Origin of the sequence: Streptomyces sp. NPDC055966 (assembly GCF_042269865.1) — a bacterium.
GTDB lineage: Bacteria > Actinomycetota > Actinomycetes > Streptomycetales > Streptomycetaceae > Streptomyces.
In genome coordinates, this window is the sequence record NZ_JBHJYK010000014.1 from 145,945 (window position 1) to 163,112 (window position 17,168).

At 70.3% G+C, this 17,168-nt stretch carries 18 protein-coding genes; 12 read left to right on the plus strand and 6 right to left on the minus strand.

Annotation, left to right across the window (positions count from 1 at the left end):
- Nucleotides 1–7: 7 nt before the first annotated feature.
- Nucleotides 8–2,095 (minus strand): transketolase, encoded by a 2,088-nt coding sequence (gene tkt / locus ACFC8N_RS28115; protein ID WP_356036403.1) that lies wholly within the window; start codon nt 2,093–2,095, stop codon nt 8–10.
- A 403-nt stretch (nt 2,096–2,498) separates the two neighbouring features.
- Between tkt and ACFC8N_RS28120 the strand changes: the two genes are divergently transcribed.
- The 4 genes from ACFC8N_RS28120 to ACFC8N_RS28135 all read left to right on the plus strand — a co-directional run bounded on the left by ACFC8N_RS28120 (nt 2,499) and on the right by ACFC8N_RS28135 (nt 5,817).
- Nucleotides 2,499–3,455 carry a heme o synthase gene (locus ACFC8N_RS28120; RefSeq protein ID WP_356036477.1) on the plus strand — a complete coding sequence of 319 codons (957 nt, stop codon included), beginning with the start codon at nt 2,499–2,501 and terminating at the stop codon, nt 3,453–3,455.
- Nucleotides 3,456–3,513: 58 nt separating this feature from the next.
- Nucleotides 3,514–3,834: a hypothetical protein gene (locus ACFC8N_RS28125; protein ID WP_158919707.1), complete on the plus strand. Its 321-nt coding sequence runs from the start codon at nt 3,514–3,516 to the stop codon at nt 3,832–3,834.
- A gap of 117 nt (nt 3,835–3,951) precedes the next feature.
- Entirely contained in the window at nt 3,952–5,058 is a 1,107-nt protein-coding gene (locus ACFC8N_RS28130) for an amidohydrolase family protein (protein WP_356036406.1), read from the plus strand.
- A gap of 18 nt (nt 5,059–5,076) precedes the next feature.
- Entirely contained in the window at nt 5,077–5,817 is a 741-nt protein-coding gene (locus tag ACFC8N_RS28135; protein WP_376290842.1) for a nucleotidyltransferase, read from the plus strand.
- A gap of 55 nt (nt 5,818–5,872) precedes the next feature.
- Here the strand turns inward: ACFC8N_RS28135 and ACFC8N_RS28140 are convergent, their stop codons facing one another.
- From ACFC8N_RS28140 to ACFC8N_RS28155, 4 genes are all read right to left on the minus strand, one after another.
- On the minus strand, nt 5,873–6,883 hold the full coding sequence (locus ACFC8N_RS28140; RefSeq protein ID WP_356036412.1) for a COX15/CtaA family protein: 1,011 nt from the start codon (nt 6,881–6,883) through the stop codon (nt 5,873–5,875).
- Between the two features lie 82 nt (nt 6,884–6,965).
- Nucleotides 6,966–7,745 (minus strand): ABC transporter permease, encoded by a 780-nt coding sequence (locus ACFC8N_RS28145; RefSeq protein WP_376290844.1) that lies wholly within the window; start codon nt 7,743–7,745, stop codon nt 6,966–6,968.
- Entirely contained in the window at nt 7,742–8,665 is a 924-nt protein-coding gene (locus ACFC8N_RS28150) for an ABC transporter ATP-binding protein (RefSeq protein ID WP_362818994.1), read from the minus strand. The genes ACFC8N_RS28145 and ACFC8N_RS28150 overlap by 4 nt, the downstream gene beginning before the upstream one ends.
- Nucleotides 8,666–8,711: 46 nt before the next feature.
- Entirely contained in the window at nt 8,712–9,512 is an 801-nt protein-coding gene (locus tag ACFC8N_RS28155; protein ID WP_376290847.1) for an aminoglycoside N(3)-acetyltransferase, read from the minus strand.
- Nucleotides 9,513–9,695: 183 nt separating this feature from the next.
- Here ACFC8N_RS28155 and ACFC8N_RS28160 point away from each other — a divergent pair, with 183 nt between their 5' ends.
- From ACFC8N_RS28160 to ACFC8N_RS28195, 8 genes are read left to right on the plus strand one after another with little or no spacing between them, the layout of a single operon-like run.
- A complete protein-coding gene (locus tag ACFC8N_RS28160; protein WP_071370874.1) occupies nt 9,696–10,430 on the plus strand; it encodes a metalloregulator ArsR/SmtB family transcription factor in 735 nt (244 codons plus the stop codon).
- The gene (gene sufB, locus ACFC8N_RS28165; protein WP_071381563.1) at nt 10,427–11,848 is read left to right on the plus strand and encodes a Fe-S cluster assembly protein SufB; all 1,422 of its coding nucleotides are present in this window, start codon (nt 10,427–10,429) and stop codon (nt 11,846–11,848) included. The genes ACFC8N_RS28160 and sufB overlap by 4 nt, the downstream gene beginning before the upstream one ends.
- A gap of 57 nt (nt 11,849–11,905) precedes the next feature.
- Entirely contained in the window at nt 11,906–13,090 is a 1,185-nt protein-coding gene (gene sufD / locus ACFC8N_RS28170) for a Fe-S cluster assembly protein SufD (RefSeq protein WP_356036423.1), read from the plus strand.
- A complete protein-coding gene (locus ACFC8N_RS28175; protein WP_356036426.1) occupies nt 13,087–13,416 on the plus strand; it encodes a non-heme iron oxygenase ferredoxin subunit in 330 nt (109 codons plus the stop codon). The genes sufD and ACFC8N_RS28175 overlap by 4 nt, the downstream gene beginning before the upstream one ends.
- A 7-nt stretch (nt 13,417–13,423) precedes the next feature.
- Entirely contained in the window at nt 13,424–14,188 is a 765-nt protein-coding gene (gene sufC / locus ACFC8N_RS28180) for a Fe-S cluster assembly ATPase SufC (RefSeq protein WP_356036429.1), read from the plus strand.
- On the plus strand, nt 14,185–15,453 hold the full coding sequence (locus tag ACFC8N_RS28185; RefSeq protein ID WP_356036431.1) for a cysteine desulfurase: 1,269 nt from the start codon (nt 14,185–14,187) through the stop codon (nt 15,451–15,453). Before sufC ends, ACFC8N_RS28185 begins: the two co-directional genes overlap by 4 nt.
- A gap of 18 nt (nt 15,454–15,471) precedes the next feature.
- Entirely contained in the window at nt 15,472–15,939 is a 468-nt protein-coding gene (sufU, locus tag ACFC8N_RS28190; RefSeq protein WP_356036434.1) for a Fe-S cluster assembly sulfur transfer protein SufU, read from the plus strand.
- Complete coding sequence (locus tag ACFC8N_RS28195; RefSeq protein WP_037743875.1) at nt 15,936–16,268, plus strand: metal-sulfur cluster assembly factor; 333 nt, start codon at nt 15,936–15,938, stop codon at nt 16,266–16,268. The genes sufU and ACFC8N_RS28195 overlap by 4 nt, the downstream gene beginning before the upstream one ends.
- 59 nt (nt 16,269–16,327) lie before the next feature.
- Here ACFC8N_RS28195 and ACFC8N_RS28200 read toward each other — a convergent pair whose 3' ends face one another.
- Nucleotides 16,328–17,125 carry an AbfB domain-containing protein gene (locus ACFC8N_RS28200; protein ID WP_376290853.1) on the minus strand — a complete coding sequence of 266 codons (798 nt, stop codon included), beginning with the start codon at nt 17,123–17,125 and terminating at the stop codon, nt 16,328–16,330.
- Between the last annotated feature and the right edge of the window lie 43 nt (nt 17,126–17,168).

Sequence of the window (17,168 nt, forward strand, 5' to 3'; positions counted from 1 at the left end):
ATGAGCGTCAGCGCTGGGCGGCGGCGAGGGATTCCCGGGCCTTGGCGGCCACGTTCTCAGGCGTGAAGCCGAACTCGCGGAAGAGCACCTTGCCGTCGGCGGAAGCACCGAAGTGCTCCAGGGAAACGATGCGGCCGGCGTCCCCGACGTACTTGTGCCACGTGAGACCGATACCCGCCTCGACCGACACGCGGGCCCTGACCGACGGCGGCAGGACGGAGTCCTTGTACGCCTGGTCCTGCTCCTCGAACCACTCCACGGACGGCATCGACACCACGCGCGTGGGGACACCGTCGGCCTGGAGCTGCTCACGCGCCTCGACGGCCACGTGCACCTCGGAACCGGTGGCGATCAGGATCACCTGCGGGGTGCCACCGTCCGCCTCGAAGAGGACGTAACCACCCTTCGCCGCATCCTCGTTGGGCTCGTACGTCGGCACGCCCTGGCGGGTGAGGGCGAAGCCGTGCGGCTGTCCCTTGCCGAACTCCTTGGTGTAGCGCCCCAGGATCTCGCGCCACGCGATCGCGGTCTCGTTGGCGTCGGCCGGGCGGACGACGTTCAGGCCCGGGATGGCGCGCAGCGAGGCCAGGTGCTCGACCGGCTGGTGGGTCGGGCCGTCCTCGCCGAGGCCGATCGAGTCGTGCGTCCACACGAACGTCACCGGCAGGTGCATCAGCGCCGACAGACGCACGGCGTTGCGCATGTAGTCGGAGAAGACGAGGAACGTGCCGCCGTAGATACGGGTGTTGCCGTGCAGGGCGATGCCGTTCATCTCGGCGCCCATGGAGTGCTCGCGGATGCCGTAGTGGACGGTGCGGCCGTAGGGGTTGGCCTCCGGCAGCGGGTTGCCCTCGGGCAGGAACGAGCTGTCCTTGTCGATGGTCGTGTTGTTCGACCCCGCGAGGTCGGCGGAGCCGCCCCACAGCTCGGGGACGACCGCGCCGAGCGCCTGGAGCACCTTGCCGGACGCGGCACGCGTCGCGACGCCCTTGCCGGGCTCGAAGACCGGGAGCTTGTCCTCCCAGCCGGCGGGCAGTTCGCCCTTGCTGATGCGGTCGAACTCGGCGGCCCGCTCGGCGTTGTCGTCGCGCCACACCTGGAGCGACTTCTCCCACTCGGCCTTCGCCTGCGCGCCGCGCTCCAGCGCCTTGCGGGTGTGGGCGATGACCTCGTCCGCGACCTCGAAGCTCTTCTCGGGGTCGAAGCCGAGGACGCGCTTGGTGGCCGCGACCTCCTCGTCGCCCAGCGCCGAGCCGTGCGCGGCCTCGGTGTTCTGCGCGTTCGGGGCCGGCCAGGCGATGATCGAACGCATCGCGATGAACGACGGCCGGTCGGTGACGGCCTTGGCCTTCTGGACCGCGTCGTAGATGGCGGCCGGGTCCAGGTCGCCGTTGTCCTGGGCCTCCACGCGCTGCACGTGCCAGCCGTAGGCCTCGTACCGCTTCACGGTGTCCTCGGACACGGCCGTCTCGGTGTCGCCCTCGATCGAGATGTGGTTGTCGTCCCACAGCAGGATCAGGTTGCCGAGCTTCTGGTGGCCGGCCAGCGAGGACGCCTCGGCGGAGATGCCCTCCTGGAGGCAGCCGTCACCGGCGATGCAGTAGACGAAGTGGTCGAACGGGGACTCGCCCTGCGGCGCCTCGGGGTCGAACAGACCGCGCTCGTAGCGGGCGGCCATCGCCATGCCCACCGCGTTGGCGACACCCTGGCCCAGCGGACCGGTCGTGGTCTCCACGCCCTTGGTGTGCCCGTACTCCGGGTGGCCCGGGGTCTTGGAACCCCACGTCCTGAAGGCCTTCAGATCGTCCAGCTCCAGGCCGAAGCCGGCCAGGTACAGCTGGGTGTAGAGGGTCAGGGACGAGTGGCCGGCGGACAGCACGAAACGGTCGCGTCCGACCCATTCGGGGTCGGCCGGGTCGTGCCGCATCACCTTCTGGAAGAGGGTGTACGCGGCCGGAGCCAGGCTCATCGCCGTACCGGGATGGCCGTTGCCGACCTTCTGTACGGCGTCGGCGGCCAGGACACGGGCGGTGTCGACGGCCCGCTGGTCCAGCTCGGTCCACTCAAGGTCTGTGGTGGTCGGCTTGGTGCTCACCCTGGGTCAGGGCTCCTCTCCACATGTCGGTCGCCGGTCTGTCGGGGCATGCGCCCACCCGGCTTCCGGCGGGCTTGCCGCCCACCGGACGCTGTCGAGCCTACCCTCGCGAAGACGTGCGTTTTTTCGACTCATTCCAGACTGCCGGGAGTCCGTGCGATCCGCCTCCCGACTGGCCGAGACGGCATTTGGCACATGAATACGGAGCCGGTCATCTGAGCGCTCAATCGAGGGGTGGGTCCCCTCTTATGGGGGGCCTCCGGGAGGCCTCTCATGCGGGGCCGCCAACACGACCCCACCCCCGCGAAGGTCGGGGTATGGGCAACGTCTAAAGTGGCGTGGTACGCGCGAGCCTTTACCGGGACTTCACAGGGGGAGGCTTGCTGGGATGTCTCTGTCAGGGGTGTGCGTGACGGCCGTCGAATCACGTCCAGCGGGCGTGCTGGGTGGTGCGAGCCAGGGCCCGGTTCACCGGCCGTTCGGGGCCCGTGTCAAGGCGTTCGTGGCTCTGACCAAGCCGAGGATCATCGAGCTGCTGCTCATCACCACCGTTCCGGTGATGTTCCTGGCGCAGAAGGGCGTGCCGGACCTCGGTCTGGTCCTGCTCACCTGCGTCGGCGGCTACCTGTCGGCGGGCGGCGCCAACGCGCTGAACATGTACATCGACCGCGACATCGACGCCCTGATGGACCGCACCTCGCAGCGGCCGCTGGTGACCGGCATGGTCAGCCCGCGCGAGTGCCTCGCCTTCGGCATCACCCTGGCGGTCGTCTCGACGCTGCTGTTCGGGCTCACCGTCAACTGGCTGAGCGCCTGGCTCTCCCTCGGCGCACTCCTCTTCTACGTCGTCGTCTACACGATGATCCTCAAGCGGCGCACGTCGCAGAACATCGTGTGGGGCGGCATCGCCGGCTGCCTGCCGGTGCTGATCGGCTGGTCCTCGGTCACGAACTCGATGTCCTGGGCGCCGGTCATCCTCTTCCTCGTCATGTTCTTCTGGACCCCGCCGCACTACTGGCCGCTGTCCATGAAGGTCAAGGAGGACTACGCGCGCGTGGGCGTGCCGATGCTCCCCGTCATCGCGTCCAACAAGGTCGTCGCCCGGCAGATCGTCATCTACAGCTGGGTGATGGTCGCCGTCTCCCTCCTGCTGACCCCGCTCGGCTACACCGGCTGGTTCTACACGGTGGTCGCCCTCGCGGCCGGCGGCTTCTGGCTCTGGGAGGCGCACGGCCTGCAGAACCGGGCGAAGGCCGAGGTCACCGGCGGGAAGCTGAAGGAGATGCGGCTCTTCCACTGGTCGATCACCTACGTGTCGATCCTCTTCGTCGCGGTCGCGGTGGACCCCTTCCTGCGCTGACGCACGTCACAACGGCCTGCTCTCGCCAGTCGATCTACTCGTGAGTAGCATCGGGGTCATGGCAGACACGCAGCAGGTTGACGCGCGGGCCGAGCGCAAGGTGTCCCGGCTCGCCCACCAGATCAGCGCCTTCGCCAAGGCACACGGCGGGGCCGAGGGCCAGGTGGCCCACATCGGCGAACGCGGCGCCCGCATCGTCCTCGTCGGCGAGGACGGCGGCTGGGGCGACCTGGTGGCCCCCAGCACCGAGATCGCCGAGAAGGCCGTCGAGAAGTCCGGCATCACCGTCCACGAGTCCTTCGACGGCGAATTCGCGGCCAAGGTGAAGACGGGCCCGTACGAGTGGAAGAGGATGGCGGGCATTCAGATCGGGGGTTGACCACATACGGTCCGAAGCCGCCGAATAACCCGCAGTCCCGGGCTGTTCCGCGACCTCGATACCCGTTCCCCCGTTAGGACGTGCAAGGCAGCGCACGTCTTCACGGGGGAGTCCCGGATGATCGAAACGCCGTCCCTGGTGGACCAGTACTGCCACGGAGTGCTCCGCACGGAACTGGGCCTCGGCACCTTCGAGGCCCAACTCGCCCGCACCGAGGGCCCGCCCGCGGCCGGCACCACCCTCTTCGACACCCAGACGGGCTTCGCCGTACGGCGCTGGTGCCCGCCCCTGCTCGGCCTCGAACCCCACTGCGCGCCCGCCCGGTATCTGGCCCGGCGCCGGGAACTGGGCGTCCTGGAAGCGGGCCGGCGGCTGCTGCGCGGCAGCGGCATCACCACCTACCTCGTCGACACCGGCCTGCCCGGCGACCTCACCGGCCCGGCCGAGCTGGCCTCCGCCGGATTCGCCGAGGCCCACGAGATCGTCCGGCTGGAGCTGCTCGCCGAGCAGGTCGCCGACACCTCCGGCACCGTCGAGTCCTTCCTCGCCAACCTCGCCGAGTCCGTGCACGGCGCCGCCGCGCACGCCGTCGCCTTCACCTCCGTCGCCGGCCTGCGCCACGGCCTCGCCCTCGCGCCCGAGCCGCCGGGGCCGGGGGAGGTGCGGGGCGCGGCGGGCCGCTGGCTGGCCGGGCGCCCGGTCGGCGGCGCGCTGCGCGACCCCGTACTGCTGCGGCACCTGCTGTGGATCGCCGTCGCCTCCGGACGGCCCCTGCAACTGCACGCGGGACTCGGCGAGCCCGGCTCCCGCATCGACCGCACCGACCCGGTGCTGCTCACCGACTTCGTGCGGGCCACGGCGGGACTCGGCACCGATCTGATCCTGCTGCACGGCTATCCGTACCACCGGCACGCCGCCCATCTGGCCGGTGTCTTCGCGCACGTCTACACCGACTCCGGCGCCGCGCTCGTGCGCACCGGGGCCCGGGCCGCCACCGTCCTCGCCGAGATCCTGGAGCTGGCCCCCTTCGGCAAGATCCTCTTCTCCACCGGCGCCCACGGCCTGCCCGAGCTGCACGTCGTCGGGGCCCGGCTGTTCCGCGAGGCGCTGGGCCAGGTCCTGGGCGGCTGGGTCGGCGAGGGCGCGTGGTCCCTGGAGGACGCCCAGCGGGTGGCCCGGATGGTCGCGTCGGACAACGCGCGCCGGGTGTACAGGCTGGGCTGAACTGCTCAGACTGAGCGGATGCAGACGGAGTCCCTGCTCGCCCGGTTCCTCACCGGCCTGGCACCCCTGCGCCCCCGCGCCGTCTGGGCGCACGGCTCACTGGCCGGCGGCGACTACCAGGAGGGCCGCAGCGACCTGGACCTCATCGCCGTACTGCCGGACGCGGTGGACCTCACGACCGTACGGCGGGTCGTGGCGTTGCACCGGCGCCTGCGCACGGAGCCGCTCGCCGCGAAGCTCCACTGCAGCTACCTGACGCCAGCGACCCTGGACGATCCGGACCGGTCCCACCTCACCTGGGCGCACCGGCGGGTGATGCGCCGCCCGGTCGCCCCCGTCACCCGGCGCGAGCTGCACGACTTCGGGCGGGTGCTGCACGGGGAGACACCGGCCGGCCTGCTGCCGCCGGTGCCGCAGCGGCAGCTGACCGCCTTCGTCGTCCGCGACCAGCGGGACTTCTGGCGGCCCCATGTCGACAGGGCCCGGTTGTGGAAGCAGGACGTCTGGGTCGACCTGGGCCTGGTGACCTTCGCCCGCGCCACCGTGACCCTGCGGGACGGGCGGCTGATCTCGAAGCGGGAGGCGCTCGCCGAACTCCCCTCGCTCGGCGCTCCGGCCGAGGTCGTCGAGGACATCACCCGAAGGCGGTACGGCGCGGCCGCGCCCACGGCGGACGACGCGTGGCTCACCCGCCGCGCCGAGTCGACCCGTGCCTACCTCGCCCCGGCGATCGACACCCTGGTCACGACGTACGGATGACGCACGCGCGTGCCGCCGAAAAACGCACCACGCGCGCGTACCGATGGGAAACGCGCTACGCGCGCGTGCCCACCGTCACCTCGGCGGCCGGGCCGGGCAGGTCCACGGCGGCATCCGCACGCTCCCGAAGCGCCAGCAGGACACGCAGGACGCCGATCCACACGAGGCAGGAGCCGAGCATGTGGAGGCCGACGAGCAGCTCGGGCAGGTGGGTGAAGTACTGGACGTAGCCGATGACGCCCTGGCCCAGGAGGATCAGGAACAGGTCCCGGGTGCGGTGCAGCGGGCCCTTCGGCGCGTCGACCGCCTTGAGGACGAACCACAGGGCGAAGGTGAGCGTGACGACGATCCAGGCGAGCACGGCGTGCAGCTTGGCGACGGTCTCCCAGTCGATCGGGATGCGCTTGACGTCGCTGGAGTCGCCCGCGTGCGGGCCCGCGCCCGTCACCACCGTGCCGGCCGCGATCAGCAGGACCGAGGCGACGGCGAGGAACCACACCAGCTGCTGCACGGCCTTGCCGACCAGCGGCCGGGGCGCGCCGTCGCCCTCGCGGGTGCGCTGCCACATCACCGCGGCGACCGTCATGAGAACAGTGGCCAGCAGGAAGTGCGCCGCGACCGTGTACGGGTTGAGGCCGACGAGCACCACGATGCCGCCCAGTACCGCGTTGCTCATCACGAGCCAGAACTGCGCCCAGCCCAGCCGGGTCAGGCTGCGCCGGTACGGCTTCTCGGAGCGCGCGGCGATGATCGCCCAGCCGACCGCCGCGCACAGCACGTACGTCAGCATGCGATTGCCGAACTCGATGGCGCTGTGATAGCTCAGCGCGGTCGTCGGCGTCAGCGAGCCGTCGGTGCACTCGGGCCAGGTCGGGCAGCCGAGGCCCGAGCCGGTCAGGCGCACGGCACCGCCGGTGACGACGATGACCACCGACATGACGAGCGCGGCGAGGGCCGCCCGCTGCACGGTCCGGGGTTCCGGCGTCCAGCGTGCGGCGATGAAGGCGAGCGGGTTGCGCAGGGCGGCTACGGCGTCGGCGCGGGTCAGCTTGGGCACGGGCACCATGGTAGGACGCCGCTTGTGCACGCTTTCACGAGGGTCGGCCCCCACGCGTGCGTGCAGGTCGCCGCGCGGCTCACGGCCCGGCTCACTCCCAGCGGAAGAGCTTTCCGGCCGCGGCCAGCCCCACGACCGCCCACACGGCGAGGATCCCGAGGTCGCCCCACGGCATGCCGGCCCCGTGCTGGAGGACGTCCCGAAGACCGCCCGACAGCGCCGAGATCGGCAGCAGCCCCAGGACGTGCTGCCCGGCCGAGCCGAACTTGTCCAGCGGGACGACGACCCCGCCGCCGACGAGCAGCAGCAGGAAGACCAGGTTGGCCGCGGCCAGGGTGGCCTCCGCCTTCAGCGTGCCCGCCATCAGCAGGCCGAGCCCGGAGAACGCGGCCGTGCCGAGGACGAGGAGGAGCAGGACGGCGGCGGGGTTGCCGTGCGGGTGCCAGCCCAGCGCGAACGCGATCACCGTCAGCAGGATGACCTGGAGGACCTCCGTGACCAGCACCGACGCCGTCTTGGCTGCCATCAGCCCCCAGCGGGGCAGCGGCGAGGAGGCGAGCCGCTTGAGCACGCCGTAGCGGCGCTCGAAGCCGGTCGCGATGGCCTGCCCGGTGAACGCGGTCGACATCACGGCGAGGGCCAGGATGCCGGGCGCGAGGAAGTCGACGGCCTTGCCCTTGCCGGTGTCGACGATGTCCACGGAGCTGAACAGCACCAGCAGCAGGGTCGGGATGACGACCGTCAGCAGCAGCTGCTCGCCGTTGCGCAGCAGCATCCTGGTCTCCAGCGCCGCCTGGGCCCCGATCATGCGGGGGAGCGGCGCCGCACCCGGCTCGGGGGTGTAGGTACCGGTACCGGTGGCGGTCGTCATGAGCGCAGCTCCTTGCCCGTGAGCTCCAGAAAGACGTCTTCGAGCGTGTGCCGCTCGACCGAGATCCGGTCCGGCATCACCCCGTGCTGGGCGCACCACGAGGCCACCGTGGCCAGCAGCTGCGGGTCGACCTTGCCGACGACCCGGTAGGCGCCCGGGGTCAGCTCGGCGGCGGTGCAGCCGTCCGGGAGGGCCTTGAGCAGGGAGCCGACGTCGAGGCCGGGGCGGCCGGTGAAGCGCAGGGTGTTCTCGGCGCCGCCCCTGCACAGCTCCTCGGGGGAACCCTGGGCGATGACCCTGCCGCCGTCGATGATCGCCACGTCGTCGGCGAGCTGCTCGGCCTCTTCCATGTAATGCGTGGTGAGGATCACCGAGACGCCGTCGGCGCGCAGGTCCTTCACCAGGTCCCAGGTGGCCCGGCGGGCCTGCGGGTCGAGGCCGGCCGTGGGCTCGTCCAGGAAGACCAGCTCCGGGCGCCCGACGACGGCCATGGCGAGCGCGAGACGCTGCTGCTGGCCGCCCGAGAGCCGGCGGTAGCTCGTCCGTCCGCAACTGCCCAGCCCCAGCCGCTCGATCAGCGCGTCCACGTCCAGCGGATGCGCGTGCAGCCTGGCGACGTGCCGCAGCATCTCGTCGGCCCGCGCGCCGGAGTAGACGCCGCCGGACTGGAGCATCACGCCGATACGGGGACGCAGCTCGGCGGAGTGCCGCACCGGGTCGAGGCCCAGGACGCGCACCGTTCCGGCATCCGGCTTCCGGTACCCCTCGCAGGTCTCGACCGTGGTCGTCTTCCCCGCTCCGTTGGGACCGAGGACGGCGGTCACACCCGCCCGGGCCACCAGGTCGAGGCCGTCCACCGCGGTCTTCGTGCCGTACCGCTTCACCAGGGCCTGGACCTGGACCACAGGGTCGCTTCGCATGGATCCAGAGTCTAGGGAGAGCGCGGGGCGCCGCGGAGCCGGGGTGCTAGAACTCCTCCGCACGGGGCCGGTGCAGCGGCAGCCAGCGTTCGGCGTAGGCCACGGCGTCCGCCACCGGGAACAGCCGTACGTCCGCCGCGCCCGCTCTGCCCCGTACGACGTCCCGGTCCCGCTCGAAGTCGTGCCCCAGCTCGTCGAAGCGGTCCGAGGTGATCGAGACCTCGGTCACGGTCTCCCAGCCGCCGCCGGGCGCGGGCCGGCCGACCGGCACGCGGGGCGCGGGTATGCGGTACTCGGCGAGGTGGAAGCTCGTGCAGGCCTCGTATCCGGCGCCCAGCAGCAGGACCCGGGCACCGCGTTTCTCCAGGCGGGCCAGCGGGCTGTGCTCGCCGAGGCGGCAGTCGGGCGCGTGGCCGTCGGTGATCTCGCGCGCGTGCGGGCCGACGGCCGCGAAGGACGTCTGCGGGTGGGCGCTGCGCAGCGCGCCGGGCCAGGTCCGCACGGTCTCCGGGATCACCCCGACCCCGCGCGTGGGCGTGATCAGCGGGTCGTAGGCGGGCATGGTGGCCCGGATCCGGTCCCACCACTGCGCGGGCACCGGCGGGTTCGACCACACCGCCGGGTCGGACAGATCGCCGGTCTGCGTCGGGACGACGAGCGTGCCGTCCGGGCCGAGGGCGTCGAGCAGGCCCTGCACGACGGCGACCGCGCCTCCGTTGACCCAGCCGAGCGCGCTGAGCGAGGAGTGGACGAGGAGGATCTCGCCGGGTTCGACGCCGAGCAGCCGCAGCTGGGCGGCGAGGGTGTCGCGGGTGACGAGCGGGCCGGTCGGAGCGGGTGTCGGCATGGTGGGTGAGTCTTCCGGACGGACCCGCACGGCGCCACCGAATTGCCTGTTCAGCACCCTGTGGATGATCGATCAAAGATCGTTTGCGCAGGTCGGATTAGGTATGCCTAAGTGATGCAGGGCACCGTCCGATGATCCGGACGGCGCTTGTCAGGCCCCGCGGAATTACGCAACAATGGCGTTGTGAAAAACGTCGACGAGGCTCGGGAGACCCCCCTGGGGGCCCCGCAGGAGGAACTCGCGACCGGTGAGCGCTCCACGCGCAACCGCGTCGCCCGCTCCATCCTGGACCACGGCCCGTCGACCGTCGCCGAGCTGGCCGGCCGGCTGGGACTGACCCAGGCCGCCGTCCGGCGCCACCTGGACGCCCTCGTCGCCGACGACGTCGTGGAGGCGCGCGAGCAGCGGGTGTACGGCACGCGCACGCGTGGCCGCCCCGCCAAGGTCTTCGCGCTCACCGACTGCGGCCGCGACGCCTTCGACCAGTCGTACGACAAGCTGGCCGCCGACGCGCTGCGCTGGATCGCCGAGCAGGGCGGTGGCCCCGAGGCCGTCGCCGCGTTCGCCCGCGCGCGGATCACCGCCCAGGCGAGCGCCTACCGCAGGGCGATCGAGGCGGTCACGCCCGACAAGCGCGCCGAAGCACTGGCCAAGGCCCTGAGCGTGGACGGGTACGCTGCAACGGCGCGCACCGCACCGGTCGGCGAGCAGCTGTGCCAGCACCACTGCCCGGTCGCCCACGTCGCGGAGCAGTTCCCCCAGCTGTGCGAGGCGGAGACGGAGATCTTCGCCGAACTGCTGGGGACACACGTCCAGCGACTGGCGACCATCGCGCACGGCGACGGCGTCTGCACGACGTTCATTCCCAAGATTTCCACTGACGCACCTGCAAGCACGGCCGGGAGGAACCCCGCATGACTCTCCCCACGGAGACTGCCCACCCTGAGCTCGAGGGCCTGGGCAAGTACGAATACGGCTGGGCCGACTCCGACGTGGCCGGTGCGTCCGCGCGCCGTGGCCTGAACGAGGACGTCGTCCGGGACATCTCCGGCAAGAAGTCCGAGCCGGAGTGGATGACCAAGCTCCGCCTCAAGGGTCTGAAGCTGTTCGAGAAGAAGCCGATGCCCAACTGGGGCTCGGACCTCTCGGGCATCGACTTCGACAACATCAAGTACTTCGTGCGCTCCACGGAGAAGCAGGCGGAGTCCTGGGAGGACCTGCCCGAGGACATCAAGAACACCTACGACAAGCTGGGCATCCCGGAGGCCGAGAAGCAGCGCCTCGTCGCCGGTGTCGCCGCCCAGTACGAGTCGGAGGTCGTCTACCACCAGATCCGCGAGGACCTGGAGGAGCAGGGCGTCATCTTCCTCGACACCGACACCGCGCTGAAGGAGCACCCGGAGCTCTTCAAGGAGTACTTCGGCACGGTCATCCCCGCCGGCGACAACAAGTTCGCGTCGCTGAACACCGCCGTCTGGTCGGGCGGCTCCTTCATCTACGTCCCGCCGGGCGTCCACGTCGAGATCCCGCTCCAGGCCTACTTCCGCATCAACACGGAGAACATGGGCCAGTTCGAGCGGACCCTGATCATCGTCGACGAGGGTGCCTACGTGCACTACGTCGAGGGCTGCACCGCCCCGATCTACAAGTCGGACTCGCTGCACTCCGCGGTCGTCGAGATCATCGTCAAGAAGAACGCCCGCTGCCGCTACACGACCATCCAGAACTGGTCGAACAACGTCTACAACCTGGTCACCAAGCGCGCCGTGGCCTACGAGGGCGCGACCATGGAGTGGATCGACGGCAACATCGGCTCCAAGGTGACGATGAAGTACCCGGCCGTCTACCTGATGGGCGAGCACGCCAAGGGCGAGACCCTCTCCATCGCCTTCGCGGGCGAGGGCCAGCACCAGGACGCCGGCTCCAAGATGGTCCACATGGCGCCGAACACGTCGTCCAACATCGTCTCGAAGTCCGTGGCGCGTGGCGGCGGCCGCACGTCCTACCGCGGTCTCGTCGAGATCGGCGAGGGCGCCGCCGGATCCAAGTCCAACGTGCTGTGCGACGCGCTGCTCGTCGACACCATCTCCCGCTCGGACACGTACCCCTACGTGGACGTCCGCGAGGACGACGTGTCGATGGGCCACGAGGCGACCGTCTCCAAGGTCTCCGAGGACCAGCTCTTCTACCTGATGAGCCGCGGTCTCACCGAGTTCGAGGCGATGGCGATGATCGTGCGCGGCTTCGTCGAGCCGATCGCCAAGGAGCTGCCCATGGAGTACGCCCTCGAACTCAACCGGCTGATCGAGCTCCAGATGGAAGGCGCGGTCGGCTGAGCGCCAACCGCCCACCCCATCAAGCCACTTACGCAAGAAAGCGAGCAGACCGCAGCCATGGCTGAGGCTCAGAACATCCCCGTGGGCTCCACCACCGCGGGCCAGATCGCGGTGGCCGCCGAGTCGACCGTCGCCACACGCATGAGCGCGCCCCCGTCCTTCGACGTGGCGGACTTCCCGGTCCCGCACGGCCGCGAGGAGGAGTGGCGGTTCACCCCGCTGGAGCGGCTGCGCGGGCTGCACGACGGCACCGCCGTCGTCACCGGCGCGGGCGTGAAGGTGGTCGTGGAGGCCCCGGAGGGCGTCACCGTCGAGACCGTCGACCGTGACGACGCCCGGATCGGCAGGGCGGGCACCCCGGTGGACCGCGTCGCCGCCCAGGCGTACTCGGCGTTCGAGAAGGCCGGCGTGGTCACCGTCCCCAAGGAGACGGTGCTCGGCGAGCCGATCCGCATCGCCGTGCACGGCGAGGGCGGGGTCGCCTACGGCCACCAGGTCGTCGAGCTGGGAGCCTTCGCCGAGGCCGTCGTCGTCATCGACCACACCGGTGACGCGGTCCTCGCCGCCAACGTCGACTACGTCCTGGGCGACGGCGCCAAGCTGACCGTCGTCTCGGTGCAGGACTGGGACGACAAGGCCGTGCACGTGGCCCAGCACAACGCCCTCGTCGGGCGCGACGCGAGCTTCAAGTCGGTCGTCGTCACCTTCGGCGGCGACGTCGTCCGCCTGCACCCGCGCGTCGCGTACGCCGGCACCGGCGGCGAGGCCGAGCTGCTCGGGCTGTACTTCACGGACGCCGGCCAGCACCAGGAGCACCGCCTCCTGGTCGACCACAACGTCCCGCACTGCAAGTCCAACGTCGTCTACAAGGGCGCGCTCCAGGGCGACGAGGCGCACGCGGTGTGGATCGGCGACGTGCTCATCGAGGCCGCGGCCGAGGGCACGGACACCTACGAGATGAACCGCAACCTGGTCCTCACGGACGGCGCGCGCGTCGACTCCGTGCCGAACCTGGAGATCGAGACCGGCGAGATCGTCGGCGCCGGCCACGCCTCCGCCACCGGCCGCTTCGACGACGAGCAGCTCTTCTACCTGATGGCCCGCGGCATCCCGGAGCACGAGGCCCGCCGCCTCGTGGTCCGCGGCTTCTTCGCCGAGCTGGTCCAGCAGATCGGTGTCGCCGACATCGAGGAGCGCCTGCTCGCCAAGATCGAGGAGGAGCTGGAGGCGTCGGTCGCATGACAGCTTCGTCCACGTTCGTCCGCGCCTGTGCGCTCAGCGAGCTGGAGACGGACACCCCGAAGCGGGTGGAACTCGACGGCACGCCGGTCTCGGTCGTCAAGACCGACGGCGAGGTCTTCGCGATCTACGACATCTGCTCGCACGCGAACGTCTCCCTCTCCGAGGGCGAGGTGGAGGACTGCCAGATCGAGTGCTGGCTGCACGGCTCCTCCTTCGACCTCCGCACCGGCAAGCCGTCCGGCCTCCCCGCGACGCGCCCCGTCCCCGTATACCCCGTAAAGATCGAAGGGGACGACGTTCTCGTCTCCCTCACCCAGGAGTCCTGAGGCACCCATGGCAACGCTTGAAATCCGAGACCTGCACGTCACCGTCGAGGCCGACAACGCCACGAAGGAGATCCTCAAGGGCGTCGACCTCACCGTGAAGCAGGGCGAGACGCACGCCATCATGGGCCCCAACGGCTCCGGCAAGTCGACTCTCGCCTACTCCCTCGCGGGTCACCCGAAGTACACGGTCACCAGCGGCACCGTGCTGCTCGACGGCGAGGACGTCCTGGAGATGTCCGTCGACGAGCGCGCCCGCGCGGGCCTGTTCCTGGCGATGCAGTACCCGGTCGAGGTCCCCGGCGTCTCGGTCTCCAACTTCCTGCGCACCTCCGCCACCGCCGTCCGCGGCGAGGCCCCCAAGCTGCGCACCTGGGTGAAGGAGGTCAAGGAGGCCATGGAGCGCCTCAACATGGACCCGGCCTTCGCCGAGCGCAACGTCAACGAGGGCTTCTCCGGCGGTGAGAAGAAGCGCCACGAGATCCTCCAGCTCGAACTGCTCAAGCCGAAGGTCGCGATCCTCGACGAGACCGACTCCGGCCTCGACGTCGACGCGCTCCGCATCGTCTCCGAGGGCGTCAACCGCGTCCGCGAGACCGGCGAGGTCGGCACCCTGCTGATCACGCACTACACGCGCATCCTGCGCTACATCAAGCCCGACTTCGTCCACGTCTTCTCCGGCGGCCGGATCGTCGAGTCCGGCGGTGCCGAGCTCGCCGACAAGCTGGAGGACGAGGGCTACGAGGCGTACACGAAGGGTGGCGTATCCGCGTGACCCCTTCCCGCCATGGGCTCCCCGGCCTCCTCGACACCGAGGCGATCCGCAAGGACTTCCCCGTCCTGGACCGACTGGTCCACGACGGCAAGAAGCTCGTGTACCTGGACAACGCGGCGACCTCGCAGAAGCCGCGCCAGGTACTGGACGCCCTGAGCGAGTACTACGAGCGCTACAACGCCAACGTCCACCGCGGTGTGCATGTGCTCGCCGAGGAGGCCACGGCGCTGTACGAGGGCGCGCGCGACAAGGTCGCCGAGTTCATCAACGCGCCCAGCCGCGACGAGGTGATCTTCACCAAGAACGCCTCCGAGTCGCTGAACCTCGTGGCGAACATGCTGGGCTGGGCCGACGAGCCCTACCGCGTGGACCACGAGACCGAGATCGTCATCACGGAGATGGAGCACCACTCCAACATCGTGCCCTGGCAGCTGCTCGCGCAGCGCACGGGCGCGAAGCTGAAGTGGTTCGGCCTGACGGACGACGGCCGTCTCGACCTCTCGAACATCAACGAGATCATCACCGAGAAGACGAAGATCGTCTCCTTCGTGCTGGTGTCGAACATCCTGGGCACCGTCAACCCGGTCGAGGCGATAGTGCGCCGCGCCCAGGAGGTCGGCGCGCTGGTCTGCATCGACGCCTCCCAGGCCGCCCCGCACATGCCGCTGGACGTGCAGGCCCTCCAGGCCGACTTCGTGGCCTTCACCGGCCACAAGATGTGCGGCCCGACCGGCATCGGCGTCCTGTGGGGCCGCCAGGAGCTGCTGGAGGACCTGCCTCCGTTCCTGGGCGGCGGCGAGATGATCGAGACGGTGTCGATGCACTCCTCGACCTACGCTCCCGCTCCCCACAAGTTCGAGGCGGGCACGCCCCCGATCGCCCAGGCGGTCGGTCTCGGCGCGGCGATCGACTACCTCAACTCCATCGGCATGGACAAGATCCTCGCCCATGAGCACGCGCTCACGGAGTACGCGGTCAAGCGCCTCGCCGAGGTTCCGGACCTGAGGATCATCGGCCCGACCACGGCCGAGGACCGGGGCGCGGCGATCTCCTTCACGCTCGGCGACATCCACCCGCACGACGTGGGCCAGGTCCTCGACGAGCAGGGCATCGCGGTCCGCGTCGGCCACCACTGCGCGCGCCCCGTCTGCCTGCGCTACGGAATTCCTGCGACCACGCGAGCGTCGTTCTATCTGTACTCCACGCCGGCCGAGATCGACGCACTGGTCGACGGCTTGGAGCACGTACGGAACTTCTTCGGCTGAGAGGCGTGAGCTGAGACCGTGAAGCTGGATTCGATGTACCAGGAAGTCATCCTGGACCACTACAAGAACCCGCACGGGCGTGGTCTTCGGGATGGCGACGCCGAGGTGCACCACGTGAACCCGACGTGCGGCGACGAGATCACCCTTCGCGTGAAGTACGACGGCACGACGATCAAGGACGTGTCGTACGAGGGCCAGGGCTGCTCCATCAGCCAGGCGAGCGCGTCGGTCCTCAACGAACTCCTCGTCGGCAGGGAACTGGCCGAGGCGCAGAAGATCCAGGAGACCTTCCTGGAGCTGATGCAGTCCAAGGGCAGGATCGAGCCCGACGACGCCATGGAGGAGGTCCTGGAGGACGCGGTCGCGTTCGCGGGCGTCTCCAAGTACCCCGCGCGGGTCAAGTGCGCCCTCCTGAGCTGGATGGCGTGGAAGGACGCGACGGCCCAGGCGCTGGGTGGCGCCGAAGCCGAAAGGAAGACGGCATGAGCGAGACCGTTGAGATGAAGCCGGCCTCGGAGGAAGAACTCCGCGAGGCGCTGTACGACGTCGTAGACCCCGAGCTGGGCATCGACGTCGTCAACCTCGGCCTGATCTACGGCATCCACATCGACGACGCGAACATCGCGACGATCGACATGACCCTGACCTCGGCGGCCTGCCCGCTGACCGACGTCATCGAGGACCAGGCCAAGTCCGCCACGGACGGCCTCGTCAACGAGCTGCGCATCAACTGGGTCTGGATGCCGCCGTGGGGCCCCGACAAGATCACCGACGACGGCCGCGAGCAGCTGCGGGCGCTGGGGTTCAACGTCTGACGTCACCGTGTGCGTGAAGCGGCGGCACCCGATGCGGGTGCCGCCGCTCTTTCGTGCGGTCAGGCCGGTGTGTCCACGAGCAGGAACGCCGAGTCCGCCCGGTACAGATCGGTGTTCTGGTACGGGTCCAGCTTCAGCCGGAAGTTCTGGTGGCGCAGGAAGCGGCCGGGGTAGTTGACCGACTCCAGCATGGTCGCGCCGGGGCAGGGGGACGGGCGGGGGCAGAAGGTGGCGTCCTGGCGGAACAGGGCGGTGCCGTCGTCCTGTTCCGCACGCAGCAGGAAGTTCCGGTGGCGGAGGTAGCCGCCGTCCGAGGTCGTGAACGAGTAACAGGAGCTGTCCGCGAGGCCCTTGACGACCGTGAAGCTCGCGGCGCTGCGGTCGGCGGCGGGGACGACGGGGTCGAGGTTCACGTAGTCACCGCTGATGTGCCAGTAGCGGTCCGGGTAGTTGACGGAGCGGACGGAGGTCCCCCTCGCGGCCGACTTCGGCGGATGCTGTGAACTTCCATGGCCGGGCGGGGACTTGGCGGGGGAGGCCGGCGGTTCGGCGGAGGGGGAGACGGCCGACTGCGGGGCCGTCGAGGGCGCGGTGCCCGTGCCCTTCGGCGGTGAGGCCGTGCGCGCCGACGGGGAGGCGAAGGAGAGCAGCCCCGGACCGTGGTCGGTCGGCGCCCCGGCCGCAGCCGGGGCCGTCGCCGGACCGGGGTCCGTGCCGTCCAGGGCTATGGCCGTCACGCAGGCGACGACCGTCGCGAGTGCCAGCGCGCCGGCCAGCCAGAGTCTTCGGGTGCCAGGGGTCCGGGAGGTGTCGGCGTTCCAGCCGTTCTCCCAGGGGCGGGGGGTGTGGTCGGGCATGAGCCCGCACATTAGTGGCCCGAGGGCTCCTAGTGAGCGGTTT

Coding starts and splice junctions, on each gene's coding strand:
- sufB (WP_071381563.1), top strand. CDS start 10,427: ATGACTCTCCCCACGGAGACTGCCCACCCTGAGCTCGAGGGCCTGGGC.
- ACFC8N_RS28155 (WP_376290847.1), bottom strand. CDS start 9,512: ATGCCGACACCCGCTCCGACCGGCCCGCTCGTCACCCGCGACACCCTC.
- ACFC8N_RS28125 (WP_158919707.1), top strand. CDS start 3,514: ATGGCAGACACGCAGCAGGTTGACGCGCGGGCCGAGCGCAAGGTGTCC.
- sufC (WP_356036429.1), top strand. CDS start 13,424: ATGGCAACGCTTGAAATCCGAGACCTGCACGTCACCGTCGAGGCCGAC.
- ACFC8N_RS28130 (WP_356036406.1), top strand. CDS start 3,952: ATGATCGAAACGCCGTCCCTGGTGGACCAGTACTGCCACGGAGTGCTC.
- ACFC8N_RS28145 (WP_376290844.1), bottom strand. CDS start 7,745: ATGACGACCGCCACCGGTACCGGTACCTACACCCCCGAGCCGGGTGCG.
- ACFC8N_RS28195 (WP_037743875.1), top strand. CDS start 15,936: ATGAGCGAGACCGTTGAGATGAAGCCGGCCTCGGAGGAAGAACTCCGC.
- ACFC8N_RS28140 (WP_356036412.1), bottom strand. CDS start 6,883: ATGGTGCCCGTGCCCAAGCTGACCCGCGCCGACGCCGTAGCCGCCCTG.
- sufD (WP_356036423.1), top strand. CDS start 11,906: ATGGCTGAGGCTCAGAACATCCCCGTGGGCTCCACCACCGCGGGCCAG.
- ACFC8N_RS28175 (WP_356036426.1), top strand. CDS start 13,087: ATGACAGCTTCGTCCACGTTCGTCCGCGCCTGTGCGCTCAGCGAGCTG.
- ACFC8N_RS28150 (WP_362818994.1), bottom strand. CDS start 8,665: ATGCGAAGCGACCCTGTGGTCCAGGTCCAGGCCCTGGTGAAGCGGTAC.
- ACFC8N_RS28200 (WP_376290853.1), bottom strand. CDS start 17,125: ATGCCCGACCACACCCCCCGCCCCTGGGAGAACGGCTGGAACGCCGAC.
- ACFC8N_RS28135 (WP_376290842.1), top strand. CDS start 5,077: ATGCAGACGGAGTCCCTGCTCGCCCGGTTCCTCACCGGCCTGGCACCC.